Raw genomic sequence first — 26,228 nt, forward strand, 5'->3', positions numbered from 1 at the left:
GGTATGCGGCAGAGTGGGGCCGGCCGCTCGACCCGCCGGGCGGCCGGTGGACACGGGCGGAGCGGGCCGAACGGGGGTCGTCGACCATGGATGTCACGGGGAACACGGGGGCGCGCCCCCTGGCGCCGGAGGTGTTGGCCGCCTTCCGGGCCGCCCGGGGATTCATGCCCGAGGACGAGGGGTTGGCCCTGCACGCCGCGGCCGTGGAGGTCGCCGTGCGCCTCGGTCTGCCGCTGCTGGAGATCGGCAGCTACCGCGGGCGCTCCACCCTCCTGCTCGCGGAGGCCGCCCGCCGCGCGGGCACCGTGGTGGTGACGGTCGATCACCACCGGGGCAGCGAGGAACAGCAGTACGGCTGGGAGTGGCACGACCCCGAGCTGTGGGACCCCGCCGACGCGGATCTGCCGCCCGAGCGGCGCCGGACCGACACCCTCCCCTTCCTGCGCCGCACCCTGGCCGACCGCGAACTCGGCCTGGAGGAGCACGTGGTGGCGGTCGTGGGCCGCTCACCGGTGGTGGCCCGGGTGCTGGGGCCGGGTCCCCGGTTCGGCCTGGTCTTCGTCGACGGCGGTCACACCGACGAGCACGCCCGCGCCGACTGGGAGGGTTGGGTCCCCCAACTGGCCCCGGGCGGACTGCTGGTGATCCACGATGTGTTCCCCGACCCGGCCGACGGCGGGCAGGCCCCGTACCGGATCTGGCGGCGCGCGGTGGAGTCGGGCGACTTCTCCCCCGTCTCCGCGACGGGTTCGCTACGGGTGCTGCGGCGTCACGGGCCGACGGACGGGCCGACGGACGGGGCCGCACGTCAGGGGTGAAACCCCGGCCGGAAAGGCTTCGCGGGCCGTTTTCCCGGGCAGGACCGGGCAACGTCACGGAGGCATCACAAGCGTGTCGCCCGGGCAACAGTCGGCCCACCGCCCGGACCGTGGGGCACGCGAATCCGTAGCATGGGGCCCGCCACCGCCCTGATCAGGTCATGACCAACCCGTGTCCGGTCGGAGCGCGGGCAGGCCGACGGACCGATGACAACCGACTTCGACGAGGGACCAGACGTGAACAACCGCTCGCTCACACGAGGCGACGCAGTGGTGCTGGCAGCAGCGGTCCTGCTGTTCATCGCCTCCTTCCTGAACTACTACAGTCACCGCGGGTACGGCATCAGCGGGTGGCACGCCGACATCTTCCCCGTCCTGCCCTCCATCTTCCTGGCGGGCTTCATCGCCGCCGGCCTGATCGTCGGTTCGCGCTTCATGGCTCAGCCCCTGCGGGAGCGTCTGTTCCTGGGGCTGCGCCTGGAGCAGTGGGGCATCGCCCTGGCGGTGACCTCGCTGTGGGCGGCTTTCTGGAGCCTGATCGGCGGACCGAGCAACAGCTTCGGTCCCGGCAAGATCCTCGCCTTCCTCGCCGCGCTGCTGCTGGCGGGCGCCGCCGCGGCCACGCCGATGGTGCCGGCGCTGCAGGCGCCGCTGACCGGGGGGCCGAAGCCGGCCGCCCCGCCCGCCGGTCAGCCGCAGTTCGGTCAGCCGGGGCACCCCGGCCCGAACCCGCAGGCCGGGTACGGCTACCCGCAGCAGCAGCCGACCGGGGCCGCGCAGCAGCCGGTCGGCGCGCCGGGCGGTCAGCCGCAGCCGGGAACCCCGGCCGGCGGGGTGGACCACTCCTTCCAGCCGTTCTGGTTCGCGGTGCCGGCGCAGCGTCCGCTGTTCGCCGAGGACGGTTCCTCCGGCCCGATCGCCGAACTCACCCCGGGCACCTGGTACCTGGCGGTGGAGCAGCGCGGTCCGGCCCTGGTCGCGCAGACCCAGGACGGTCGACGCGGCGTGCTGCACGACACCTCCGACATCCACCGCAGCTGACCCGTCGGGGCGACGGACAGCCGTCACCCCGACGGGGTCGCCGCGCGATCACCGCGCGGCGGCCGGGACGTCATCCGGCGCCGGCCGGGACGGTCCTCCCGAGATCCTCGGGAGGACCGTCCCGGCCGCTGTCCTTCCCGCCCCCGCCGGCGCCGCCCGTATCGGCTGTCACGCTCGCGGGACCCGTCCCGGACATCCCGGACGCGTCGTCCGGTCGGTGTCCCCGGGGGGCGGGCAGCACCGGCGGGTCGGGCGGCTCGTCCGGGCAGCAGTCGGGCAGCGGGCCGTGCGGCAGGTCGGCGCCGCCGAAGACCGCCCGGGTGGCGGGATCACCGGCGAGGGCGGCCACCGCCAGCAGCACCGCGCCGGCCGTCCAGGAGGTCAACTCCTCGGGCCACACCACCCGGTCGGTGTAGACCCGGCCGGTCCAGTAGAGCCCGTCGGGGGTGCGCAGGTGCCCGATGGCGCGCAGGATCTCCTCCGCGCGCTCCGGCTCGCCCGCGATCCACAGCGCGAGCGCCAGTTCCGCGCTCTCCCCGCCGGTGACCCAGGGGTTGGGCACCACGCAGCGCACTCCCAGATCGGGTACCACGAACTCGTCCCAGCGCGAGGCCAGTCGACGCCGGGCCTCCTCGCCGGTGACGGCGCCGCCCAGGACCGGGTAGTACCAGTCCATCGAGTAGCGGGACTTGTCCAGGAAACGCTCGGGGTGCCGGCGCACGGCGTGCCCCAGCGCGCCGGCCGCCAACTCCCACTCGGGGCGGGCCTCCCCCTCCAACTCGGCCAGGCGCAGGGCGCACCGCAGGGCCTGGTGGATGGAGGAGCAGCCGGTGAGCAGGGCGTCGCGAACGGCGGTGCCGTCCTCCTCGCGCTTCCAGCCGATCCCGCCGTCCTCCCGGGCCAGCCCGAGCACGAAGTCGACGGCGGCGGACACCATCGGCCACATCTCGCGGCGGAAGGCCTCGTCCCCGGTGCTCAGGTGGTGGTGCAGCACCCCGACCGCCGGATAGGCGCAGAAGTTGCTCTCCCGGACCCGATCGGTGACCCGTTCGGGGTCCCCGTCCGCGTAGGCGGCGTACCAGGAGCCGTCGGGCAACTGGTGGCGGGCGAGCCACCGGTAGGCGGCGGCCGCGCGGTCGTGTTCGCCGGCGGTGTCCAGCGCCATGGCCGCCTCGACGTGGTCCCACGGGTCGAGGTGGTGGCCGCGGAACCAGGGGATGGCTCCGTCGGGGCGTTGCAGGGCGGCGATCCCGGCGGCGGTGCGGGCGGCCTCCTCCGAGCCGAGCACGCCGGGGAGCGCGAGTCGCCCGATACGGTCGGGGAGGCCCTCGACCGCCCTCACGCGCCGGCCGCCGCGCCCGCCGGGTCGGCCGCGTCGGTGCCGGTCCGGCCCGCCGCGGGACGCGCGGGAGCGGTGCGGGGTGTGGGGGCGGTGCGGGGTTTGACGGCGTAGGCGACGAAGCTCTTGCCGATGAGGGGGTCCAGGGTCCGCTCGGCTATCCGGGTGGCCAGCGGCTTCTTCATGATGTCCCAGACCAGCAGCTTGTGGTACGCCCGGACGGGCAGCGCGCGGTCGTTGTTCACGCCGAAGGCGCACTTGAGCCACCAGTACGGCGAGTGCAGCGCGTGCGCGTGGTGGGTGCCGTACGGGCGCAGGCCGGCGGCGCGGATCTTGCGCAGCAACTCCGGGGCCCGGTAGATGCGGATGTGCCCGCCCTCCACCTCGTGGTACTCGTCGGAGAGCGCCCAGCAGACGCGTTCCGGCCCGTAGCGGGGGACGGTGACCGCGATCCGGCCGCCCGGTCGCAGGACGCGGACCATCTCGGCGAGCACCCCGGTGTCGTCGGGGATGTGCTCCATGACCTCGGAGATGATGACGACGTCGAAGCTCTCGTCGGGGAAGGGCAGGGCGAGGGCGTCGCCCTCGATCGCCGTGGCCGAGGCCCCGGCGGGCGCCTCCCCGGCCTCCCGCATGGCGGCGAACCAGCGGTCGACCTCCCGGATCTCCTCGGCGTTGCGGTCCAGCGCCACGACCCGGGCGCCGCGCCGGTAACACTCGAAGGCGTGCCGGCCCGCGCCACAGCCCAGGTCCAGCACCCGGTCGCCGGGGGCGAGCGGGAAACGGGTGAAGTCCACGGTCAGCACGCGGTCGACTCCTTGCTCGGGTTGCTCGGTTCGTTCACATCGTCCGGGACGCGCGGCGTGTCCGGGAGGCGCCGCCGGTCCCGGGCGGGCCGGGGAAGCGCGCGGAGGCGGCCGGTCACCGGCGGGTCCCGGCAGCCCGGGGCCCGCGCGCGGCGATCGCCGTCCGGTAGTGCTCGACGGTGGAGTGGGCGGCACGTTCCCAGGTGAAACGGCCCAGCACCCGCTCGCGCCCCGCCGCGCCGATCCGCGCGCACAGTTCGTCGTCCGTCAGCAGCCGGCCGATGGCCACCGCCAGGGCCCCGGCATCGCCGGGCGGCACCGCCAGGCAGGTCTCCCCGTCGGGGCCGGAGACCTCGGGCACCGCCCCGCCGGTGGTGGCGACCAACGGGGTGCCGGTGGCCATCGCCTCGGCGGCGGGCAGCGAGAACCCCTCGTACAGCGAGGGCACGCAGGCGACCCGGGCGCCGCGGATCAGACGGGCCAACTCCTCGTCGTCGATGCCCTTGACGAACTCCACCGCGCCCTCCAGGCCGAAGCGCTCCAGCGCCTCGGCGACCGGCCCGCGCCCGGGACGGGTGCCGACGACCACCAGGTGCGCGGCGGGATGCTCGGTGCGCAGCTTGGCCAGCGCCTCCACCAGGTGGACCAGGCCCTTCAGCGGCACGTCGGCGCTGGAGGTGGTGACGATGCGGCCGGGCACCACCGGCTCGGCGGGATCGGGACGGAAGACCCGGGAGTCGGCCCCGATGGGCACGACGTGGATGCGGTGGGGCCGCACGCCGAGGTCCTCGATGATCTCGGTGCGGGAGGTGTGGGAGACCGTCAGCACGGTCTCCAACCGGCGGGCGACCCGCTTCTGCATCCGGGTGAAGGCGTACCAGCGGCGCAGCGACAACCGGCGGCCGAGGCCGGGGGCGGCGGCCAACTCCAGGCGTCGGTCCACGGTGATCGGGTGGTGGATCGTGGTGACCTGCGGCGGCGCCGCGTCGGGGCCGGGGCCGGGGCCGGGGGCCGCGCCCATCAGGCCGTAGCCGAGGGTCTGGTTGTCGTGGACGACATCGAAGTCGCCGCGGCGGGCGGCGAGCAGCCGGCGGGCGCGCAGGGAGAAGGTCAGCGGCTCGGGGAAGCCGCCGGTGCGCATCATCGCGAACTCCAGGGCGTCGATCCAGTCGCGGAACTCCCCGGCCCGGGGGGTGCGGAAGGGGTCCGGATCGCGGTACAGGTCCAGGCTCGGCAGCTCGGTGAGCGCGACACCGGGGTCCAGGACCGGGTAGGGCTGGCCTCCGATCACCTCGACCCGGTGGCCGAGGGCGGTCAGTTCGCGGGAGAGGTGCCGCACGTACACCCCCTGCCCGCCGCACCAGGGGTTGCCCTTGTAACTGAGCAGGGCGATCCGCAGGGGGTGGTCCCCCTCCGCGTGCGTGGCCACTCCGGCTCCCTTCCGTCCGCGTGCGCCGGAGCGCCTCCGTCCCGGGGCCGGCGGAAGCGGGGGTCCGCCGCGCCGGCCGGGCTACCGACGAGTACGAAGACGATAGCCTGCCCCTTCCCGGTCACCGCCGGGCCGGGGCGTGACGCGCGCCACGCGGGCGACCCCCGGGCCCGACCCCGGGCGCGGGGTCCCCGGCGGACCGGGGCCGTCGGGCACCATTGTCATCGACACCCGTCCGGCCCCCGACGGCCGGGTCCCGCTCCCACCCGGCCCCCCGCGCTCGCCCCGGGGTCCCGGTTCCCCGACGCGTCGAGGGGGAACCCACCCGAAGCGACCCGTACGGCCCGGGTGGGAGCGGGCGGGAATCCCGGGCCCCGGCCCGGGAGGATGTCACCATGGCCGCATCCCGGCGCCCCGGAGCCCGGGCCGGGACCGAGAGGAGTGAGGGGGTCCCCGCCGCCGACGCGGTTCGGCGCGCCGGTGTCCCCGGACCGCCCATGACGACACAGCCGCCCGCCGGGAGCTCCCGGGTCGCCCCGCCGCGCACCGAGCGACAGCGCGAGCGCCGTCGTCGCATCCTGGACGCCGCGACCCGGCTGGCCTCGAGCGGTGGTTTCGAGGCGGTGCAGATGCGGGAGGTCGCCGAGGCATCCGGCGTGGCGTTGGGCACCCTCTACCGTTACTTCCCCTCCAAGATCCATCTCTTGCTGGGGGTCCTGCTGGACCAGTTGGAGTTGCTGCGCGAGACGTTGCGGGAACGGCCCCTGTCCGAGACCGACCCGGCGGACCGGCTGCTGCGCACCCTGCGGCGGGCCTTCCGCGCCCACGAGCGGGAACCCCGGTTGGCGGAGGCGATGATGCGGGCCCTGGTGTTCGCGGACGGCTCGGCGCAGGAGGAGGTGCGGGCGGTGTCGGAGCTGACCACGGACATCCTGGTGGACGCCGCCGGTCTGCCCGCCGACCCGGGACCGGAACGCCGCAGCGCGATGCGGGTGATCCAGCTGACCTGGCACTCCACCCTGATGCACCGGCTGGCCGGGCACACCACGGCCGCCGAGGCCGACCGGGACCTGGGCACGGCCTGCCGCCTGGTGGCGGGCGCGTCGGGCGGGTAGCGGGCGGGACCGGCGCCCGGACCGGGCGGGACCGGCGCCCGGACCGGGTGGGAGGGCAGCGGTTACGGTGACCGGCGCAGTCCACGGCCCGCCACCGGCCGGACCGGTGGGGCGGTCGGGCCTGGCTGGTGACCGTCTCGGGCCGGGTTCCGTTGGTGGTGTTCGCGCTGGTGGGGGCGACCGATCCGGCCGCCCTGCACCGGTTTGTCGGTGCCACCGGCACGGAGAACGACACCGACCCGGGTGACACGCCGCGCGGCGTTCGACGCGTCGGTGCGGTTCGACGCGCCGAGCCGGGGCGACCGTCCGGCCGGGCCGACGGAACCGCCGGGGGCGGGGTTCAGCGACCGTCCCGGTTCCGGTCCGTGACGGCCTCCAGGCGCTCCCGGGTCAGCGCGCAGTAGACGCCGCGCTCATGGCGGTTCCAGACCCCGAACCAGTCCTGGAAGCGGGCGACCGAGTCGAAGGTGGCCTGGTCGTAGCTCCCGGTCACGTCGACGCGGAAGTGTCCGCCGAGGCGTCCCAGCCGCTCCTGCAGGTCCCGCACGGCGGGCCCGTCGGCCCCCATGGCGAGCACGCCGGGTTCCTCGGGGGCCGCCCCCGGATCGGGCGCCTCCGACGGAGGGGCGGGGTCGACCGGCGATTCCTCCGTCGGCTCGGGCTCCTCGGGCGGCGACTCGGGGGTCGGCTCCTCGACGACGGGCGCCTCCTCCTCCACCGGCTCGGGCTCGACGGGGAGCGGCTCCGGGACGGGGGCCTCGACCGGGGTGGTCTCCTCGGTGAGCTCCTCCGCCGGTTCCGGCCCGGTCGTCTCCTCGTCCACGTCGGGGGCGCCCTGACCGTCGGGCAGGGCGATGCTGGGGCCGGGATCGGCGTCCCGGTCGGCGTTGTCGCCGGCGGCGCGCCCGCCGATCAGCGAGGCCGCCACGGCGGTGCAGCCGACGACCGCGGCGACGGCACCACCCGCCAGGGCGGCCACCCGGCCCCGGCTGCGGGGCTTGCGGTGGGCCGCGCGGTCCTCCTCACCGTGCCACGGCGGGGCGGGCGCGTAGACGAGGGGGGCGGGCACGCGCCGCTCGATGACGCCGTGGTTCGGCGCGTCGGCGCCGGGCGAGTCGCGGGCGAGTTCGCCGGGAACGACGCGGGGTATCGGAGCGGTGTCGGTGAACATGGCCACGTCACCGGGGTTCGGCCCCTGCTCCGGCGGGAGCACCGGGCGGATCAGCCGCTCCTGCGGAACACCGGCCGGCGAGCCGGGCGCGACCACCGCGACGGCGCGGATCACCACCGTCTGCGGATCCCCGGCCGGGGACGCCGGGGACGCCGGGGACGCCGGGGCGGGCCGGGCGGCACAGCGGTCACAGACCGCCCGCTCGTCCCCGTCGGTGGTTCCGCCGCATCCGGTGCAGGACGTCCCCTGGTTCACGGCGCCCTCCCCTGGCACTCGACAGCGGTGCGATGATGCCACACCCATTCGGCGGATACACCGGGTCGATCGGCGCGACGCGGAGACCCTCCCGGGACACGATGGGACGAATCATGACGGAACCTCCGCCCCGGTTCCCCGCCGGGGCGGAGTGCCCGCACCGATCGGCGTTTCCCTCACCGTGACCGACCCGGGAGGCGCGGGGCATGTCGGCGGATCGGACTCTTTCCTCCTTCCGGTGGTGTTGGACCGCAAGGTGACCTTCATCGCGAAGGCGGAGTACTTCAACACCCCCGGGTCGACGTTCCCACCGGGGGATTCCCCGAAAACCCGCCCGGTGTCGAACCCGCCGCGGCCGGCGGTGTGCCTCCCGCCCGGCCGCGGCTCTCACCGGACGCGCCGTGGACGGGCGTGTTCCTCGCCACGCCGGGCCGGGGGATCGTGGCCACCGCCGCCGACCATCGTCGGCGAACCGGGCGACACGGACCGCCTTTCACGGGTGGTGACGACCCATCCGCTCGCCTCCACCACCGGGACACCGCCGTGGGAGAAGCTCGTTGACCGGTACGGCCACGGGCGTCTCCTCCTCACCGCCATCGTGGTCTTCCCGGTGGGATCGGCGCTGTGCGGTCCGGCCCGGAATCCGCCGGAGTCGATCGGTTTCCGCGCGCTGCGGGGCGTGGGCGGCGACGGGTTGATGGTGTTGTCAGGCGATCCCGGGAGACCTGGTGCCGCCCCGCGAACGCGACCGGCACCAGGGGTTGTTCGGCGCGGTCCTCGGCAGCACGAGCGTGCCGGGGCCGCTGCTGGGCGGCCTGTTCGTGGACGGCCCCGGTCGGCGGTGGGCGTTCCGGGTCATTGGGGTGGTCATCGACGCGGGGCGACTGCCGGAGGGTGACGGGCCGATCGAGCGGCGGGGCCGACCGCTCGCCGTGACGTCGGGCGGTCCGGAGGTCGCCGGTCGGCCGGTGGCGTCCCGGGAGGCGATGCTCGGCGATCGGACGGGCGACCGGTGGACGACGGAGTGACCGTGCGGGTCGGCGGAGCCGGGCGGGGAGCGTGCGGGGCGGAGAGGCCGACGACGGCGGACGGGGGCCGTCGATTCCCGGGTGCCGGCCGGGATTCCACCGCGGGTTCGGGGAATGTTCCGCCGAATGTTCCCCGAGGGGTGGTGCGAGGGGACCCTCTTTTTGTATGGTGGAAAAACAAAGTGGTTCCGCCCGCACCCCGACCACGAGCGGGCGGGGCCGCTCTGTCATCGTGGATCGACCCGGCGGATCCACCGGCTCCGGGCCTCCCGGTGCCCGGGACCCGCCGCGCCACCCGCCCGTCGCCCACCGACGGGTCCGCACCACTCGGAGGATCTTCCGTGTCGCAGTCCCCCTCCCCGTCCGGGGCCCACGCGCCCCGGGCACTGACCGCCCGCGCCGTGCTGCTCGACATGGACGGCACCCTCGTCGACTCCGGGGCCGCGGTGGAACGGGTGTGGCGGGAGTGGGCCCGGGAGCACGATCTGGACCCGGAGCGGGTGATCGCCGTGGCCCACGGCCGCCAGGGGTACTCGACCATGGCCGAGCTCCTCCCGGACCGGCCCATGGAGATCAACCACGCCGAGAACCGTCGGCTGCTGGAGCTGGAGACCGCCGACCTCGACGGTGTCGTCGCCATCCCCGGTGCCGCCGCCCTCTTGGCCGCGCTGGAGCCCCTGCCGCACGCCCTGGTCACCTCGGCCGACCTGCCGCTGGCCACGGCCCGCATGGGGGCCGCCGGGCTGCGCGTACCGGAGTCGCGGATCACCGCCGAGTCGGTGGGGGCGAGCAAGCCGGACCCGGAGGGCTTCCTGAAGGCCGCCGCCACGCTGGGCGTGGAACCGGCCGACTGCGTGGTGTTCGAGGACTCCCCCGCCGGGGTCCGGGCGGGTCTGGCCGCCGGGATGCGGGTGATCGGCGTCGGCGCCGGCACCGCCGCGCTCGGGGCCGATCCCGCCGTGCCGGACCTGACCGGCGTACGGGTGGAGCCGGACGGCACCGGCGGCCTGCGGATCCTGATCGACCCCTGAGTCCCCGCCGGGGCCAGGCGGCCCCCGGGTCCCGACCGACACGTACCGCCGGCGGGCCCGTACCGGGGTGGACCCCGCTCCCCCGCCGGCCCCCGCCCGGGGCCGGCCCATCAACCCCGTCCGGCGCGTTCGCCCACCACCCCGCCGGGTGCGCGCGCCGGACGGCATGTCCCGTCCGAACACGGGGCGTCGCCCCCCCCCGATCGGATCGGGGGCGGGCGACGCGTTCCGCGGGGGCGCGCACGGCGACCTCAGCCGGTGATCGCCTCCCAGAAGCTGAGGGTCGCCATGATCAGCATCACCGTCGCCGCGATCCGGGTGATCAGCCGCAACGGCACCCGGCGCATCAGCGCCCGGCCGCCGAGGATGCCGATTCCGGCCACGGCCCAGAGCGCCAGCACCGCCCCGAGGCCCACCGACAGCGGGTCCTCGTAACGGGCCGCCAGGTTCGCCGTCATGATCTGGGTCAGGTCACCGAACTCCGCGACCAGGATGAGCATGAAGCCCGCACCGGAGACCTTCCAGAAGGAGGTGTCGGCGGGGGCCCGCACCTGCTCCTCCGCGTCGGGGCTCTTGCGCAGCAGCAGAAAGGCCCCGAGCAGGAACAGGGTCCCCACCACGGCCTGCAGCGGCCGCTGCGGCAACAACGTCAGCACGCTGCCCGCCGCCACCGCCAACACCACGTGCACCACGAACGCGGCGGCCACGCCGACGAAGACGTAGGAGGCGCGGAAACGGGTGCCCAGCAGGAGGCCGGCCAGCGCGGTCTTGTCGGGCAACTCGGCGAGAAAGACGACGCCGAAGGTCACGGCGGCGACGGAGAGGGTGAACACGGTTTCCTCGGTCCTTCCGGGGCTGGTGCGCCGCGCCGAGGTGTCCGCGGGGAGCGCACGCTTCGGCACGGCAGCGTCGATGACACTGCGGCCGAAGGTCTCGCCGACGGACGGGACGCGCGAAACGCGTTCCCCTCCGCCCCCGGGCGCCGGGCCCACCGCTTCAGCGGCGGGCCAGTGTGTCGACGGGCCGGCGACGGGCTACTCCCCTTCAGTGCCGTCCACCTTACCCGCGCGGGCGCCGCCGGCGGAAGCGGGGCGGGTGGCCCCGCCCCGGGGGTGCGGCGGGTGGACGAGGGGGGCGGATCGGCGGACCCCGGCTCCCGCACCGGACACCATCGAACCCCGACTCCGCCGGGACGGGGACACCCGCCCCGCCGCCCCCGGGGGTTCGCGGACGGTGACCCGCCGAGAACCCGATGACCCGTGGAACGGGACGGAGCCTCCCGTGCCCGGCTCCGACCTCGGTCCCCTCATCGGGGTCGACGGCCTCCGGGGCCCGGCGCGGCCGAGTTGGCCCACTCCGTCTCGGCCACAGCCTCGGCGCCCCTTCCGGACGGGGCCGGGCCGGCGGCCCTTCTCGGGGCGCCTCGCCTCCCCTTCCGGACGGGTCGGAGCCACCCGCTTGACAGTCACGGCTAATGAAATTAGCTTATAGCTAATAACATTAGCTTGCCCGGGAGGCCCCATGACCGAGTACCTCGCCGTCGACGACGGCACGATCGCCTACGAGGTGACGGGGGCCGGCCCGCTGATCGTTCTCGCGCACGGCATGGGCGACAGCCGTGCCGCGTACCGCGCCGTGATCCCGGCACTGGTGGCGGCGGGCCACCGGGTCGCCGCGGTCGATCTGCGCGGCTGTGGTGAGTCCGGCACCGACTGGCCGACCTGGAGCCGCACCGCCGTCGCCGGCGACCTGCTCGCCGTCATCCGCCACCTGGGCGGTCCGGCCGTCCTCGTCGGCCACTCGTTCTCCGGCGGCGCCGCGACCATCGCCGCGGCGCGGGAGCCCGCGTTGATCAGCGCGGTCGTCGAGTTGGCGCCGTTCACCCGCAAGCAGTCGATCCGCCTCGGCGACCTGCGCGTGGGGCGCTATCGCCGGGGCATGCTGCGGCTGCTCGGCACCGGGGTTCTCGGCAGCGTGCCGCTCTGGCGCTCGTACCTCGACCTGGCCTACCCCGGCGTGAAACCGGCCCACTGGGCCGAACGACTCGACCGTGTCGACTCCCTGCTGCGCGAGCCGGGCCGGATGAAGGCCCTGCGGGGCATGGGCCGCAGCGCCCCGACCGACGCCGGAGCGCGGCTCGGGGACGTCCGCTGCCCCGTCCTGGTCGTGATGGGCACGCTCGACCCCGACTGGGCCGACCCGCACGCCGAGGGTTCGGCGATCGTCGACGCCCTGCCGGCCGGCCTCGGCCGACTCGAGATGATCGAGGGGGCCGGGCACTACCCCCACGACCAGTTCCCCGACCGGGTGGTGTCACTCGTCCTCGACTTCCTCCGTTCGGACGCCGCCCGTGCCTAGGGCCGGCCTGGACCCGGCGGCCGTGGTCGCGGCCGGCGCCGCCCTCGCCGACGAGGTGGGCTTCGCCCACCTGACGATGGGCCTGCTCGCCGAGCGGGTGGGCGTGCGCACGCCCTCCCTGTACAAGCACGTGAGCGGCCAGGAAGACCTCAACCGGCGCATCGCGGCCCTGGCGTTGGGCGAGGCCGCCGACGCCGTCGGCGGCGCGGTCCGGGGGTACGCGGGTCGTGACGCACTGGCGGCCGCGGCACGCGCCTTCCGCGGCTTCGTCCTGGAACACCCCGGCCGGTACGCCGCGACGATCGGCATGGAACCGTCCGGGCCGGACGATCCGTTGGCCGTCGCGGGCCGGCGACTGCTCGACGCGTTCACCGCGGTCCTGCGCGGCTATGGGATCGGGGAATCCGACGTGGACCACGCCCTGCGGATGCTCCGCAGCGTCTGCCACGGCTTCGCCACGTTGCAGACGGCCAACGGCTTCCGGTGGGGTACCGACATCGACGAGAGCTTCGAGTGGTTGATCACCTTCACCGACCGGGGCCTGCGCTCGATGTAGAGGCCGCCCCACCGGCCGACGCCCGCCGAGTCCCCGGCGCTCTCCTCCCGCCCCTGCGGAACGGCGTGCGCCCCACCCCCCGCGACCCCGTCCGCCCGGCCCGTCCGCGACGGCGGCGGGGAGGGTCCCGGGGCGACCACACCACCCCGGGGTCGGGGCGGAACCCGCCGGCTCCGGGGCCCGGGCGCACGGAACCATCCACCCCGGGCCCCGGCGACACCATCCGGACCACGACCCGCCGCCGGAACCACCGCATCGTTCCCCGGTGGAATTCCGGGCCCCGGGACGCCGCGCACCCACCCGTGCCGGAGCGGCCGGTTCCGGATCCGCCGGCGCACCCCCGTGCCCCTTCCGGGGGAGCCGGGCATAGGCTGTAGGACGGAACGGCGTTGCCCCGGCCCGCGCGAGCCGGCCGCCGCTCCCAACGCCGGCGCACGCCCCTCCGGAAACGGCCCGACGACACCGCAGGTGAGATCGATCGCACCCGGGAGATGCCTGTGCCGGAAACCTTCGGGATCCTGTTGTACGCCCCGTGGATCTACGTGGCCGTGATGCTCTGCGTGCTGCTGGACGTCTTCCTGCCCCTGCTCCCCAGCGGCGCCCTGGTGGTCGCGGCGGCGGCCATCGCGGCCGGCACCGCCGCCGAGGCGTACGGTCTTCCCGGCCCGGTTCCCGGCACCCACATCCCCGAGGTCCTGCTCCTCCTGCTGTGCGCGGCCAGCGCGTCGATCGTCGGTGACCTGGTCGCCTACCGGGTCGCGCTGCACGGCGGCCGCCGCCTGGAAGGGTTCATCTCCCGGTCCCGCAGGCTGGTCGAGGCCCGGGCGCGGTTGGGCGAGGCCCTGGCACGCGGCGGTGGCCCGCTGGTGATAGTGGCGCGCTTCGCGCCCGCCGGGCGGGCCGTGGTGAGCCTGGGGGCGGGCGCCAGCCGGCGCCGTCAACGCGACTTCCTGCCCTGGTCGGCGGTGGCCGCCGTGGTGTGGGCGGGGTACAGCGTGGGGCTGGGCTATCTCGGGGTGTCCCTGCTGGGTGGTGGGTGGCCCGGCACGCTGGCGTCCCTGGCCGCGCTGTTGCTGGCCGGGGCGTTCGCCGGCCGCCTGCTCCGCCGCCGCTCCCCGGCACCGGCCGCCGCAACCGGCTGAGAACTTCCCGGCGTTCCCCGCGCCGTGATCGGGAACCGTTGCCCCGGGGCGGACATCCGGGAGGACCCGAGGCCGTCGGACACGTCGCCCACCCGGACGTCCGACACGACCGCGGAGGCCGCCGCGAGCTCACGGCGGCCTCCGGGCGGTGTGCTGCGAGGTGGGCGCAACAGGGATCGAACCTGTGACATCTTCCTTGTAAGGGAAGCGCTCTGCCGCTGAGCTATGCGCCCCGGTCACGAACCGGGACCAGGGTACATGCCACCGGGGGGCGGAGGTCACCCGCTTCCGAGGGGTGGAGCACCGGACCCGAGCCGGGCACGGATCGGGGCCGCCCCCCGGCACACGGTCCCGCCCACGCGCCGGGGGCGTGTGCTTCCCGACCGCCGGGTGAAACAATGGTGGGGGCAACCTTCCGCGCCGCCCGGTGCCGGAGGGGATCTCCCCGGACCGGTACCGCCCCGCGGCGGGCGGGACACGACGGGGAGACGCACGGGGACACCGTGGGAAAGGGAGCACGTGACGGCGACACGCATCCTGAGGAACCTGATCGGCCCGGCCCTGCTGCTGCCCGCCGCGTTGTCGGTGGTCGCCTCGGTGGTGATTCCCGGCGCCTTCACCGGTGGCGGCACCCGACGGTGGGGCCGGGGACGGGTGGAGGACCTGCGGGAGGAGGCGCGCCGCGCGCAGGGTGAGACGGCCGAGGCGTTCTACGAGCTCGAACTGGCCCAGCGCGGGATGCAGTTGTCCCTGGAGACGATCCGCGCGGTGGACGACGGCCCGCAGGCCCGCAAGGCGTTCGCGGACCACGCCGCCTTCGCCGAGCGCATCGACCGGGCGAACCACGAGTACATCTCCCTGATGGACTCCCACGACGTGGAGGCCGCCGACCTCGACGCCACGACCGCGGCCCGCGCCCGTCACGACTTCACCCGGATGCGGGACGAGTTGACCCGCGTCCGCGAGGACCTGGAGCGGTTCGCCGGCAGCCTGACGCCCCTGGTGGAGCGGGCGGAGAAGGAGTTGGCCCGGGTGGTGCCGGCCGTGGAGCGCGCCAAGCGCGCGCTGCTGGAGGCGACCCTGGCGCTGGACGCCGCCCGCGAGGCGGGACTGAACTCCGACGCCGCCGCCGCGGATCTCGCCTCCCTGGGGCCGGAGTTGCGGCTGTTGAACGAGGGGGCCGCCCGGCACGGCGTGCGGCCGACCCTCACCCGCGCCGAGGAGGTCACCCGGCGGGCCGGGGAGATCGGCGAGCGGCTGGCGGAACTCCCGCGCCGCGCCAAAGAGGTGGAGCGGCGACTGACCTCGCTGCGAACCCGCGCCGAGGCGATCACCACCCGGGCGGGCCAGGTGGGACCGACCCTCAGCGAGTTGCGCCGTCGGTTCAGCGCCGCCTGCTGGCAGGACCTGCAGCGGGTACCGGATGAGGCCGCCGAGGCGGTGGCCGGGGCCCGCCGCACCCTGGACGGGGTGGAGCGGGCCCGGCGCGAACAGCGGTGGGACGACGCGGCGAACGGCATCACCGAGGCGCAGGCGCTGCTGGCGCGCACCGACGAACTGGTCTCCACAGCAGGCGACCGGCTGCGCCGGCTCAACGAGGTCTCCTTCGACGCGACGAAGGAGGTCGAGCGCACCCGGTTCGCGGTGCGCGACGCCCAGCGTCTGGCGATGGTGGGCCGCGCGGTGCCCGAACCCCGGCACGCCGAGCGGCTGGACGGCGCGGTGGAACGGCTGGACGCCGCGGTGGCGGCGATGGAGCGGGGCGGGCGCAACCCGGACTACTGGCGGTTCCTGATGGAGACGAAGGCCGTGCGCGACATCGTCGGCGCGGTGGTGGAGGACATCCGGGGCGGCGGTCGCTGATCCGGCCCGGGTCGGCCCGTGCCCGGCGTCGCGCGCCGGACCCGGGCTTATCCTGCTCGCATGCCACGCTACGAGTACCGCTGCCGGTCCTGCGGGGACCGCTTCGAGGTGTCCCGGCCGATGTCCGAGGCGGGTGCGCCCGCCTCGTGCCCGGTGGGGCACGAGGACACCGTCAAGCTGCTGTCCACCGTCGCGGTCGCCGGTCGGGCCGGGTCCGCCGGTGCCCCCGCTCCCGCCCCGGCGGGCGGCGGGGGCGGGTGCTGCGGCGGGGGCTGCTGCGGCTGACCCCCGAGAGGGTGCCCCGGGTGGCCGGGGCACCCGCGACGCCCGGGCACGCGGAACACCCCGGCCCGCCGGACCGCCGGACCGCCGGACCGGGGCATCGGAACGGAATTCGTGGGTACGCGGAGATATGTCCCCTCTGTCCGTGACCCGAGGAGGCCGTTCATGGCTTCGACCCACTCGACGCACTCGGCCGGCCCGCTCAACCGCGCGCGGCACGCCCGGCGGTACTCGACGCGGGACATGTTCCGGCGCAGTCGCGCCCAACTCCACGAGGAACTCCCCATCGATCACCGGTTGAGCGTGATCTACCGGGTCGGCGCCGGCCTGATCGGCGCGGGCCTGATCTTCTTCGGCGTCCTGGGCCTCACCGAGCGCCTGGGGGTCTTCACCACCGAGAACAACACCGTGCTCGGGCTGGGCACCAACGGCGCGCTGAGCGTGTTGTCGATCGTCTTCGGCCTGCTCCTGTTCGTCGGGATGATCAAGGGCGGCAACTTCGCCTCCGACCTGAACATCGCCATGGGCGCGGCGTTCGTGCTCAGCGGCTTCGTCAACCTGGCGCTGCTGGAGACCGACTGGAACATCCTGAACTTCGCCATCCAGAACGTGCTGTTCAGCTTCGTCGCCGGTCTGTTGCTGTTGCTGTTCGGCATGTACGGCCGGGTGACCGGCCGGCTGCCGTACGACAACCCCTACTGGCGCAGCCGCCACCCCGAGGAGGCCGAGGGGGCGCAGGAGCGCGAGGAGGAGGCCGAGCGGCGCCGCGAGCTCATGGACCGGGCGCAGCGGCAGGGGATGAAGGACCCGGAGGGCCGGGGCGCGCGACGGCTGGAGCGTACCGAAGCATCTCGCGGAGAATCCGCTCGCCGCAGCTGACACCCCGCTCGGACAGGGCGGTGACGTGCGGTGCCGTCCACCCCGCCTCCGCCAGCTCGCCGTGGCCCGGCCGCCAGCCGGTGTCCGCGGCGAGCAGCAGGTCGGCGTCGAGGAGGGAGTCCCCGGCGGCCAGGACATGGCGGGCGCCGACGCGCCGGGCGACCTCGGCGAGGGCGGAGCTCTTGGTGAGCGGTGCCGGGACCGCGTAGACCTTGCGGCCCTGTACCGAGACGGTCCATCCCCGCTCCGCCGCCCAGGCGGCCAGTTCCTCCGCCCATGCGTCGGGGAAGGTCTCCCGCTCGACCACCAGGTAGGCGAACAGGTCCTCGGCGGTGCGGCGCTTGCGCAGCCAGCCGGGGTCGGCGGTGCGACGCAGGTGCTCGACCACTTCACCCAGCGGGGCGCACCGGGCCTCGAGGGTCTCGCACACCCCGCGGTGCCAGTCCGGGTCGGTGCGGCCGTCGACCAGGATGTGACCGCCGTTGGCGCAGATGGCGTGGCGTGGGGGCGGCCCGGGGAGGCCGACGCGACGGTACTGCTCGCGGGTGCGGGTGGTCGCCGGCACGAAGTGGGCCCGGCGACCCAGTTCGTCCAGGAGGCCCGCGGCGGTCTCGGTGAGGTAGGAGAGCGGGCGGGCCTCGTACACCTCGACGCAGAGCAGGCGGGGCGCGTCCTCGTCCGGCCCGGTGAGGGCGAGCGCCGCCGCCGAGTAGATCAGGGTGCGGTCCAGGTCACTGGCTGCGAGCACCGGGCCCTCCTCCGTCGGCGCGACGGCGGTGGGTACGGGGTCCGGGATCCCGGTGGTGGGAGTCGCGGTCACCTGGCGGCCTTTCCGTCGGCGCCGGTGGCGCCCCTGGTGTACTGGGGGTGGATGAGTCCGAGGCAACGGTACGGGAGGTCGTCGACCTCCTCGACCGGTACCCCGCGCTGCTCGGCCAGCAGCCGGATGTGGTCCAGGTCGGGGCCGGCGTCCCGGCGGGCGACGATCCGCCACGGCACCCGGCGCAGCAGGACCCGGGTGGTCTCCCCCACGCCCGGCTTGATCAGGTTGACGTCCGCGATGCCGTACTCCTCGCCGATCCGTTCCACCGCGCGCCGGCCGGCCAGGGTGGGGGTACGGTCCACGGAGGGGTCCATGGGGCCGGGGGTCACCTCCGGGAAGTGCGCCGCGACGGCCGTCACGAAGGTCTCGGAGAGATCGGCGTCGGCCAGTTCCCGGTAGTGCTTGGCTCCGTGGAACTCGTCGGGGCCGATCAGATCGGGGCGCAGCACGGTGCGGGAGACCAGGCCGGAGACGGTGGAGTTCAGGCAGGCCGAGGGGATGAGGAAGTCGTCCCGGGTGCCGAAGACCGACACGCAGGAGCCGGGGTCGGCCAGCACCGCGAGGTCGGCGGAGAAGGCCCCACGCAGCCGGCCGGGGAGCGCGTCGAGCGCTTCCTCCAACTCCCGGGTGATGGCGCCCTTGCCGGTCCAGCCGTCCACGAAGACCACGTCGGCCGGGTCGTGGTGGGCGGCCAGCCAGCGCAGCGCGGTGGTGTCGATGCCCCGGCCGCGCACGATGGACAGGGTGTAGTGCGGCAGGTCCACGTCGTGGGTCAAACGGGCCCAGCGCCGCATCAGCACCCCCACCGGCGTTCCGGCCCGGGCCAGGGAGGCGAGCACCGGCCGGGCGGTGGTGCCGTCCGGCCGGGGGCGGGAGCGCTCCGCGAGCAGGGTGTCGGTGACCGTGGCCACCGCCTGCGCGACCCGGTGGGCGGAGGCGGCCAGCGCGTTGTGGAAAAGTCGCTGGTACTCCGGGGTCGGCTGGTACTCCACCGGCAGCGACTCGGCGTAGTGGGCGCCACCGCTCTGGATGGCCTCCTCGCGCTCCTCGGTGGGGGCCTCCAGGCGGACCTCGGAGAGATCCTGGAGCAGCCAGGCCACGTCCTCGGCCGGGTAGGAGGAGAAGGCCGGTCCGTGCAGGGGCTGCGGCAGCGGCCGGCCGGGAGCGGGGACCCGGTCCGGGAGGGGCGCGACCAGCACCAGAGGGGTGTGGGCGGCCAGCCGGTCGAGCAGTCCGCCGGGGGCGTGCAGGGCGGGGGTGTCGCCGGCCGCGTCGGTGACGACGAGGATCGCGTCCCACTCGCCGGCCGCGACGTTGTGGGTGTAGCGGGGTTCGGTGATCGTCTCCGGGGAGTCCCCGTCGGCGCCTCCGTCGAGGACGGGTTCGGTGGTCGTGGCGGGCGGGCCGGGCAGGTCGTGGGCGGGGAAGACGAGCCGGCTGCGGATGGCGTAGCCGGGGTCGTCGACCGGCAGCACCGGGGAACGGGTGGTGGTGGAGAAGAAGACCTCGGGGCCCTCCCCGGTCGGGGAGGTGTCCTCCAGCGCGCCCGCGATCCGCAGCGGGACGTACATGAACTCCTCGGTGCCCAGGACCAGGACGCGCCGGGCGTCGACCGGCAAGGCGTCTGCCAACGGCGCGACGATCGAGGGCAGCAGGGCCTCCAGTCGGCGGCGGTCGGCAGGGGTGAAGCCGTGTCGACCGCCGTCGGGCAGTCCGGCGGGCCAGGGCGGATCCACCCGGCGGACGATGCCGGGCACGGTCACCGGGGCACCGGGGGCACGGGGGTCGCCGACGGGACCGGCGGACGCGGCGCGGGCCTCCTCCCCGGCCACCAGCGCCCGACCCCGCTCCAGGACGTCGGCGGGGAGTTCGACGGTCCCCCGGGCCAGGGCCACGACCTCGATCCGGGTGCCGAGTTCGGCGGCGGTCTTCTCCAGGGCGGCCACGTCGGCCGGGGCCCGCAGGTCGGTGAGGGTCACCACGACCCACAGGTCGCGGGGCCGGCGGGCGTGCAGCACGGTGATGGTGTTGCGCAGGGTGCGTCCGGTGGAGAGTTCGTCGTCCACGAGGACCAGCGGGCCGGTCCCGTCGAGCAGGTCGGGGTCGGCGGGCAGCAGCAGGTGCGAGGTGTGGTGGCTGTGCTCCTCCTCGAAGCCGCCGGCCGGCGGGATGCCGGGGACGGCGCGGCGGGTGGAGTGCAGGTAGACGGCGCCGCCGATGCCGTCGGCCACCCCGTGGCCGAGCGCGGTGGCGGTCTCGGCGTATCCCAGGACCAGGGTGTCGTCGGCCCGGTCCCCGAGCAGTTCGCGGACCCGTCGCCCGAGGGCGACGGCGGTGCCGTGCACGATCGCCGGGCGCTGGGGGATGTGCTTGCCCAGGACGGTGGAGACCAGCAGGTGGGCGCGGCGGGGGTTGCGGCGCACGGCCAGGCCCAGGAGATCGCGCAGGGCGGGTGCGTCCGGCTCGGCCTCCTCGGCCGCCGGGGAAGGCGGTGCCTCGCGCAGGCGGACCCCGAGTCTGTGGGCCACCCACTTCCCCGTCGGTGGGAGGACATCGACGGGCCCGGGCACGGGGGCGCGATCCGTGCCGGCGGTCCCCTCGTCCGCCCCGGTGGTGTCGGCGGAGGGGCGGCTGGTGGTCATGTGTGGCGTCTCCCGATGTCCGGCGCCGTCATCGGCGCTCACTGCAGGCCCGCCGCGAGCAGCGCCACGACGTCCACGTCCTCGCGCGCCACCCCGAAGACCTCGGCGCGACGCAGGGTGCGTGCCGCCCAGGTGCGGTGCGGCTTCACCTCGTTCATCTTGTTGGTGTAGGCGGAGCGCAGGACCCCGCCGCCCTCGACCCCGGCGGCGAGGATGTCGCGGGCGTCGCTGTACTCCTCGTGCGTGACCACGGCGAGGGCGTGCACGACGGGGACGTGCGAGGGATGGATGCAGGTTTTGCCGAGCAGGCCGTTGGCCCGGTCCAGGCCGATCTCCCGCAGCAGGCCGTCCATGTCCCGCTCGATGAGGTGGGTGCGCAGGTCCTCCTCGCCGCGTCCGCTGAAGGGGCTGGTGCGCAACTGGGGCCGGAAGAGGCGCTCCTGCGGGCGGAAGTACTCCCACACGGGGCCGGTGATGGTGTAGCCGGTGCCGTCCGAGCGGCCGAAGACGTTGACCACGTCGGAGATGACCGAGGCGACGATCTTCACGTCGTAGGCGGTCATCTCGGGGGTGCGGCGCAGGCCGTAGGCGGAGCAGAAGTCCGTCACGCCGAGCCGCACGGCGGGTATCCGCTCACGGTGCTTGTCCAACAGGCGGGCGGTGGCGGCCAGCGAGCGGGCCCGGGTCTCCAGATGCAGGAACTCGGGGGACTCCAGCACGGGCATCGCCAGCAGTCGGCGGTCGGAGACGACCTCGGCCGCGGTCAGGGCGTCGAGAAAGGCGGAGCCGGTGCCGGCGGTGAACTTGGGCAGGACGAAGCCGGCGAGGAACGCCGTGGCCTGCCCGAGTCGCAGCGTGAGGTCGGTGATCTGATCGGGGTGCCGGACCCGCACGAAGATCATGGGTACCTCGCCGGCCGGGGCCTCGCGGTGCAGGCGGGCGAGGTTGCGCACGATGTTCTCCTCGGCGCCGGGGACCTCGGCGTCGCTGATGGAGTCCTCGAGGCAGAGCACGATGGAGACCACGCCGCGACCGGCCTGTTTGCGGATGTCCGCGGCGAGACGGGGGCGGGTGGCGGGCATGTACAGGGTGGCACCGAGCGCGGTTCCGAGGGTGGCCACCTCGCTGTCGAGATCGAACTCGACGGGCTCCCGATGGAACAGTGTGCGGCGTTCCGCATCGGTGAGCCAGCCGTAGTGGCGCATGCTCGTTCTCGCTTCCTTCGTGCTCCTGTTCGCCGGCCATGCCGGTGGCTCATCGTACGATCCGATGTGTTTCGGCCAGGCTGCGACAAGCGGCGATTCGGAAATACGAAAGGCCACGTGCGGATGACCGCCCGGCGCCGACGACACCAACCGCGCGGGAGCCATGAGCGCTTGGTGACGAGAGCGCGCCGGAGCGACGGGAAACGGCCGGGGAAACCGTCCGGTGTCCCCGCGGGGCGGGTCGCCGTCGCCCGGTGGACGGGGAAGCCACGGGCGCCTACCGGCCCTCGGCCCGGGTGGGCGGCCGACCCGGCGTCAGCCGGGGGTCTTGGTCCCCCGGCCCCAGGCCAGGCCCCAGCCGTAGAGCCGGTCGATCTCCGACTGGAAACCGTAGACGTACTTGACCTCGCGCCGGGCCACCAACTCGCCCTTCTCCCGCTCGATGAGCGCCACCGCGCAGGACCGGGCGGAGGGGTTGGGGTCGGTGAGGCCGATCTCGATGTGGGTGCCGTCGGCGGTGATCAGGGTCACCAGGACGTCCGCCCGGGCGAAGGCGGGGGTGCTGTCGTAGATGTAGACGAAGATCAGCAGTCGCCGGAACTTGTCGGCGTGGTCCATGTTGGCGTAGATGGTCTCGCCGGAGGCGCTGCCGAACCGGTCGTCGCCGCTGAGCTTGAGGTAGGGCGGGCCGCCGAAGTCTCCTATGAGGTTGCCCAGCGGCTGCACCACGCCCTTGGTGCCGTCCTCCAACTCGTAGAGGCAGGCCAGGTCGAAGTCCACGTCGACCAGGCCCATGGTGTGGCCGACGACCTCGCCGGGCTTGAAGAGTTCCAGCGGGTGTCGCAGCGCGTTGAGCCGCTTGTGGCCCGTGCTGCTCATGACGTCGGCCGAGCGCATCCTCCACGACAGGCCGATCCGCAGGGTGCCGTGGGTGGCGTCCTGGCCGGTGAGGGAGATCTGCGGGGTGCGCTTGGTCAGTTCGATGGCATAGCTGGAGGCCCCGCCGATGGTGTCGAATCTCGCCGTCGGCTTGCGGCTGCGCCGCCAGTTCTCCCACATCGAGACCATCGCGCGCCCCGCTCCTCACCTGTGTCCACCGGTCCGCGGCGCCCCCGGGTCGGGGGCCGCCGCCGGGCGCTCGCGCGCCCGCGCCGACGGGACGGGTCGGCCGTGCGCGCGTGCGCCGGACCGCCCGTCCCGTCCAGAGGTTTCCGCAATCGCCGCCGGCTCACACCCGCTCGGGGACGGCCGGCCGATCCTCGCCCCCCGAGCCGCCCCCGCCGGCGGCGGCCGCCTCGCGGTCGACCCGGTTGTGGCGCACCGAGGACCAGAAGGCGGCGGCGATCAGGCCCACGCCGAGGGTGCCGGTGATGACCTCGGGGATGTGGTACCGGATGGAGACCAGCAGCATGATCGACAGCGCGCCGATCGCGTAGTGGGCGCCGTGCTCCAGGTAGCGGTACTCGTCCAGGGTCCCCTCGCGCACCAGGTAGATGGTCAGGGAGCGGACGTACATGGCGCCGATGCCCAGGCCCAGCGCCATCCAGAAGATGTGGTTGGTGATGGCGAAGGCGCCGATGACGCCGTCGAAGGAGAAGGAGGCGTCCAGGACCTCGAGGTAGAGGAAGAGGAAGAAGGCGGCCTTGCCGGCCAGCCCCACCGTGCTCGGCTCCCGGCCGGCGCGGCGCGCGGCCTCCTCGGCCTCGGCGGCCCGCTCGTCGTCCTCCTCCAGGCGGTTCTCGAAGTACCCCGACAGGCCGCCGACCAGGAGGTGGGTCAGCACACCGGCGAGGCCGGCGACGAGCACCGTGGAGGTCTTGTCCGCGTACGTGCCGCCGTGCTGGTAGGCCTGGCCCGCGAAGACGGTGGCACTGGTCAGCAGGGCGGCCAGGGCGACACCGACCGCGAAGGAGTCGATCTTCCCGAGCTTGGCGAGCGGACGCTCCAGCCAGCCGAGCCAGGTGACGTGGCGCTCGGCGAAGATGAAGTTGAGGAAGATCATCAGGAGGAACATGCCGCCGAACGCCGCGATGGACGGGTGGGCGTCGGTGACCATCTCCTGGTAGGTGTCCGGCTCGTTGAGCGCCAGCCGCACCGCTTCCACCGGCCCCACCCCGGCGGTGACGGCGACGATGGCCACCGGGAACACCAGCCGCATGCCGAACACGGCGATGAGAATGCCGATCGTGAGGAAGATGCGCTGCCAGAAGGCGTTCATCTTCTTCAGGATCCCGGCGTTGACGACGGCGTTGTCGAAGGAGAGGGAGATCTCCAGGATCGACAGGATCGCCACGACCGCGAAGCCGGTCCAGCCCCAGAAGTAATAGGCCGTCGCCAGGCCCAGGCCGGTCACCGCGAAGGACCAGCCGAAGGTTCTCAGAATCACTTGCTTTCCCGTTTCTCCTGCGAGGGAAGCGGACGCGGATCGGCCGCGACCGCCGCGACCGGCAGCGCGCCCGGCTCCTCGACCCGGAGCGGGCGCGTGTCGTGGCCCGGCGGGCCGTGTCGGTTGGTGGGGGGGACGGCGACGTCGGATCCCCGACCGGGGCGGATACCGGGAGGACCCCGGCCCCGGACGGTCAGACGTTGACGCCGTAGTCCTGGACGCTACATCCGCCGACGTATACCACCCCAGGTCAGGAGCACCAAACGTGCAGCTCAGGGCCGATGTACGTCGATCACTCTCCGGAGTGGTACCCGGGTGTTTCCGTGTGCTGGTGAGTACCGTGCTGACTCGGTGCTCACCAGAACGGGGAGCCCCGCGCTCCCGGAGACTCCCCGCGTGATCGTTGGTGGACGGTCCGGACGAACGGCTCAGACCGCGCCCAGGTCGCCGTTTTTCACCGCAGTGACGAACCCGGCCCAGCCTGCGGGCGAGACCCGGAGACCGGCCCGCTGGGGGTCCTTGCTGTCGCGGACGGGGACCACGCCATGCGCCGCAGCGTGCTTCGGCGCCCACTCGATGCACTCACCGCCGTTGCTCTGGCTGTAGGAGGAGCTTGTCCAGTCCGTGTTTTCGGGAAGGTCGGCGTGCGTCATGAGTAACAGTCCTTCGCAATGGATTGGATCAGCTCTGCGGTTTCGTCCGGCGGCGCGGCCATGGCCACGAGCAGATCATAGGCTTCCTGAGCTTCCGCCACGTCGTCAGGTTCCGCCAGCACGTAGCCCCGGGGGAACCCGTCTACGTGCACCACGTCGGCACCCTCGTTGAAGGACAGGAGACCGAACGGGCTCACTACGAGGTTGTTGACCTTGCGCTCAGGAACAATCTGGACTCGATGACGGGGAGTCTCCGCCAGATCACGCAAGTGATCCAGTTGGATCCGCATAATCTGTGACTCTGCCACTGGGTTTCGGAGGGCCGCCTCGTTGAGTACAAGCCACAGGCGAGCGGGGTTGTCCTCCCTGCTGAGGATGCGTTGCCGCTCGATTCGGGCCGTAACGAGGTCTTCAAGGTTGGTCGGTCGGGCGGTGCGCAAGACCGCCTCAGCGTAGTCCCGGGTCTGGACGATCCCCGGTAGAAGCTTCGGGTTGAACATCCTCACCATGGTTGCCTTCTGCTCCAGATCCACGTACGGCCGAAACCACGGCGGGTAGGCGTACCTGATGACCAGCGGCCAGAGCCGGACGAACCTGCCGTTGGAGTGTGGGAACACCCGGTCGCACGCTTCGGCGAAGGTCAGGGGCGGCACTCTGTCGCCGCATTCGATCTTGGCGACGAGCGAGTAGCCGCAGTGGGCTTCCTTGCCGAGGTCAGCACGTGACATGCCCAGACGCTCACGCTCAAGCCTGACTTCGTTCCCGAAGTGCTTGAGGGGCGAGGCACTGGGGTCTGACGCTTCGTCGGACACGGCTTCGATGGTCATACGAAGTCCCTGGAGTTCTTTGGACAGTTGGGGCTGTCCAGGCTGGCCGTCTGTTGAACGCACGGCTCCCCGGTGATGGTGGGAGTACACAACGTAAACACCCGCCCCGCAAGGGGATGAACAAGACGGCGTACGGAGTGGCGAGCATGACGACGGCAGCGAAGGCCCAGGCGGCAGACGATGAGATCGAGGACGCCGAGAAGGTCTGGGACGACCTGGAGGACGCGCTTGGCGCCCTGGGGCTCACGCTGCCGTCGCTCGGGGTGGACCTTGGCCCGGGTGGCGAGCGGCGGCCCGCTTCGCCGCCCTGTATCGAGTTGGGCTGCTGCGACGTGGCGACGGCCCGCGCCCTGGCCGTCGCTCTCCGGTGCGGCTGTGGGGGTGGCACGGTGACGGAACAGCCCCAGGTGCCCGCCACGGAGCAGGACGACACCGAGACGGCGGCCGATGACGCGGCCCCCACCCTGGCGGAGCTGAACGCGCGGCACGAGGCGCTGAACGCGCGCATCACGGATCACTTCAACCTGTTGAGGGGGCAGTGATGCGGGAGATGTACGGGGTGCGCCGGTTCGCCGTTGC

The 26,228-nt window shown here is 74.0% G+C and carries 22 protein-coding genes, 1 tRNA gene and 2 pseudogenes; 12 read left to right on the top strand and 13 right to left on the bottom strand.

Annotated elements, in window-relative coordinates; all coding sequences use genetic code 11:
* The first annotated feature begins 86 nt into the window (after nucleotides 1-86).
* Together LZF96_RS14575 and LZF96_RS14580 are read left to right on the top strand one after the other, a co-directional pair.
* Nucleotides 87-818, top strand: a complete 732-nt coding sequence (locus LZF96_RS14575) for a class I SAM-dependent methyltransferase (protein ID WP_233871446.1) — start codon at nucleotides 87-89, stop codon at nucleotides 816-818.
* A 237-nt stretch (nucleotides 819-1,055) separates the two neighbouring features.
* Complete coding sequence (locus tag LZF96_RS14580; protein WP_233871591.1) at nucleotides 1,056-1,859, top strand: DUF5336 domain-containing protein; 804 nt, start codon at nucleotides 1,056-1,058, stop codon at nucleotides 1,857-1,859.
* Between the two features lie 265 nt (nucleotides 1,860-2,124).
* On the opposite strand, the pseudogene LZF96_RS14585 reads toward LZF96_RS14580, so the two are convergent.
* From LZF96_RS14585 to LZF96_RS14595, 3 genes and pseudogenes are all read right to left on the bottom strand, one after another.
* Nucleotides 2,125-3,201 (bottom strand): annotated as a pseudogene (locus tag LZF96_RS14585) (prenyltransferase/squalene oxidase repeat-containing protein); the annotation flags it as partial.
* Nucleotides 3,198-4,004 carry a class I SAM-dependent methyltransferase gene (locus LZF96_RS14590; protein ID WP_233871449.1) on the bottom strand — a complete coding sequence of 269 codons (807 nt, stop codon included), beginning with the start codon at nucleotides 4,002-4,004 and terminating at the stop codon, nucleotides 3,198-3,200. The pseudogene LZF96_RS14585 and the gene LZF96_RS14590, both read right to left, overlap by 4 nt.
* 115 nt (nucleotides 4,005-4,119) lie before the next feature.
* Entirely contained in the window at nucleotides 4,120-5,433 is a 1,314-nt protein-coding gene (locus tag LZF96_RS14595) for a glycosyltransferase family 4 protein (RefSeq protein WP_233871451.1), read from the bottom strand.
* Nucleotides 5,434-5,930: 497 nt separating this feature from the next.
* Between LZF96_RS14595 and LZF96_RS14600 the strand changes: the two genes are divergently transcribed.
* On the top strand, nucleotides 5,931-6,548 hold the full coding sequence (locus tag LZF96_RS14600) for a TetR family transcriptional regulator (RefSeq protein ID WP_233871452.1): 618 nt from the start codon (nucleotides 5,931-5,933) through the stop codon (nucleotides 6,546-6,548).
* A 340-nt stretch (nucleotides 6,549-6,888) separates the two neighbouring features.
* On the opposite strand, the gene LZF96_RS27050 is transcribed toward LZF96_RS14600, so the two are convergent.
* Nucleotides 6,889-7,974 (bottom strand): peptidoglycan-binding domain-containing protein, encoded by a 1,086-nt coding sequence (locus LZF96_RS27050; RefSeq protein ID WP_233871453.1) that lies wholly within the window; start codon nucleotides 7,972-7,974, stop codon nucleotides 6,889-6,891.
* A gap of 363 nt (nucleotides 7,975-8,337) precedes the next feature.
* On the opposite strand from LZF96_RS27050, the pseudogene LZF96_RS14610 reads away from it, so the two are divergent.
* Nucleotides 8,338-8,843 (top strand): annotated as a pseudogene (locus LZF96_RS14610) (MFS transporter); the annotation flags it as partial.
* Between the two features lie 500 nt (nucleotides 8,844-9,343).
* Entirely contained in the window at nucleotides 9,344-10,033 is a 690-nt protein-coding gene (locus LZF96_RS14615) for an HAD-IA family hydrolase (RefSeq protein WP_308294206.1), read from the top strand.
* Nucleotides 10,034-10,284: 251 nt separating this feature from the next.
* Here LZF96_RS14615 and LZF96_RS14620 read toward each other — a convergent pair whose 3' ends face one another.
* On the bottom strand, nucleotides 10,285-10,866 hold the full coding sequence (locus LZF96_RS14620) for a TMEM165/GDT1 family protein (RefSeq protein WP_233871456.1): 582 nt from the start codon (nucleotides 10,864-10,866) through the stop codon (nucleotides 10,285-10,287).
* A 688-nt stretch (nucleotides 10,867-11,554) separates the two neighbouring features.
* Between LZF96_RS14620 and LZF96_RS14625 the strand changes: the two genes are divergently transcribed.
* The 3 genes from LZF96_RS14625 (at nucleotide 11,555) to LZF96_RS14635 (ending at nucleotide 14,089) form a co-directional block, all read left to right on the top strand.
* Entirely contained in the window at nucleotides 11,555-12,391 is an 837-nt protein-coding gene (locus tag LZF96_RS14625; RefSeq protein ID WP_233871457.1) for an alpha/beta fold hydrolase, read from the top strand.
* Between the two features lie 22 nt (nucleotides 12,392-12,413).
* Nucleotides 12,414-12,947: a TetR/AcrR family transcriptional regulator gene (locus LZF96_RS14630; RefSeq protein ID WP_233871595.1), complete on the top strand. Its 534-nt coding sequence runs from the start codon at nucleotides 12,414-12,416 to the stop codon at nucleotides 12,945-12,947.
* A gap of 497 nt (nucleotides 12,948-13,444) precedes the next feature.
* Nucleotides 13,445-14,089: a DedA family protein gene (locus LZF96_RS14635; RefSeq protein ID WP_233871460.1), complete on the top strand. Its 645-nt coding sequence runs from the start codon at nucleotides 13,445-13,447 to the stop codon at nucleotides 14,087-14,089.
* Nucleotides 14,090-14,250: 161 nt separating this feature from the next.
* Here the strand turns inward: LZF96_RS14635 and LZF96_RS14640 are convergent.
* Nucleotides 14,251-14,322 (bottom strand) — tRNA-Val (locus tag LZF96_RS14640).
* A 286-nt stretch (nucleotides 14,323-14,608) separates the two neighbouring features.
* On the opposite strand from LZF96_RS14640, the gene LZF96_RS14645 reads away from it, so the two are divergent.
* From LZF96_RS14645 to LZF96_RS14655, 3 genes are all read left to right on the top strand, one after another.
* Nucleotides 14,609-15,952: a hypothetical protein gene (locus LZF96_RS14645; RefSeq protein ID WP_233871465.1), complete on the top strand. Its 1,344-nt coding sequence runs from the start codon at nucleotides 14,609-14,611 to the stop codon at nucleotides 15,950-15,952.
* A 60-nt stretch (nucleotides 15,953-16,012) separates the two neighbouring features.
* Nucleotides 16,013-16,237, top strand: a complete 225-nt coding sequence (locus LZF96_RS14650) for a zinc ribbon domain-containing protein (protein WP_233871466.1) — start codon at nucleotides 16,013-16,015, stop codon at nucleotides 16,235-16,237.
* A gap of 240 nt (nucleotides 16,238-16,477) precedes the next feature.
* On the top strand, nucleotides 16,478-17,113 hold the full coding sequence (locus LZF96_RS14655) for a DUF4383 domain-containing protein (protein ID WP_233871597.1): 636 nt from the start codon (nucleotides 16,478-16,480) through the stop codon (nucleotides 17,111-17,113).
* On the opposite strand, the gene LZF96_RS14660 is transcribed toward LZF96_RS14655, so the two are convergent.
* From LZF96_RS14660 to LZF96_RS14690, 7 genes are all read right to left on the bottom strand, one after another.
* A complete protein-coding gene (locus LZF96_RS14660) occupies nucleotides 17,007-17,861 on the bottom strand; it encodes an HAD family hydrolase (protein ID WP_308294207.1) in 855 nt (284 codons plus the stop codon). The genes LZF96_RS14655 and LZF96_RS14660 overlap by 107 nt on opposite strands.
* A gap of 68 nt (nucleotides 17,862-17,929) precedes the next feature.
* Nucleotides 17,930-20,578: a phosphoribosyltransferase gene (locus LZF96_RS14665; protein WP_233871467.1), complete on the bottom strand. Its 2,649-nt coding sequence runs from the start codon at nucleotides 20,576-20,578 to the stop codon at nucleotides 17,930-17,932.
* 38 nt (nucleotides 20,579-20,616) lie between these two features.
* Entirely contained in the window at nucleotides 20,617-21,783 is a 1,167-nt protein-coding gene (locus LZF96_RS14670; protein WP_233871470.1) for an HpcH/HpaI aldolase/citrate lyase family protein, read from the bottom strand.
* Nucleotides 21,784-22,098: 315 nt separating this feature from the next.
* Entirely contained in the window at nucleotides 22,099-22,851 is a 753-nt protein-coding gene (locus LZF96_RS14675; RefSeq protein WP_233871473.1) for a Tellurium resistance, read from the bottom strand.
* Between the two features lie 160 nt (nucleotides 22,852-23,011).
* Nucleotides 23,012-24,169, bottom strand: coding sequence for a DUF475 domain-containing protein (locus tag LZF96_RS14680; protein ID WP_233871482.1), 1,158 nt, complete (start codon nucleotides 24,167-24,169; stop codon nucleotides 23,012-23,014).
* Between the two features lie 428 nt (nucleotides 24,170-24,597).
* Nucleotides 24,598-24,822, bottom strand: coding sequence for a DUF397 domain-containing protein (locus LZF96_RS14685; RefSeq protein ID WP_233871485.1), 225 nt, complete (start codon nucleotides 24,820-24,822; stop codon nucleotides 24,598-24,600).
* On the bottom strand, nucleotides 24,819-25,649 hold the full coding sequence (locus LZF96_RS14690) for a helix-turn-helix transcriptional regulator (protein ID WP_233871488.1): 831 nt from the start codon (nucleotides 25,647-25,649) through the stop codon (nucleotides 24,819-24,821). Before LZF96_RS14690 ends, LZF96_RS14685 begins: the two co-directional genes overlap by 4 nt.
* A 146-nt stretch (nucleotides 25,650-25,795) precedes the next feature.
* Here LZF96_RS14690 and LZF96_RS14695 point away from each other — a divergent pair, with 146 nt between their 5' ends.
* Nucleotides 25,796-26,191, top strand: a complete 396-nt coding sequence (locus LZF96_RS14695; RefSeq protein WP_233871492.1) for a hypothetical protein — start codon at nucleotides 25,796-25,798, stop codon at nucleotides 26,189-26,191.
* The last annotated feature ends 37 nt before the right edge of the window (nucleotides 26,192-26,228 follow it).

Origin of the sequence: Streptomyces sp. ST2-7A (assembly GCF_021390475.1) — a bacterium.
Lineage (GTDB): Bacteria > Actinomycetota > Actinomycetes > Streptomycetales > Streptomycetaceae > Streptomyces.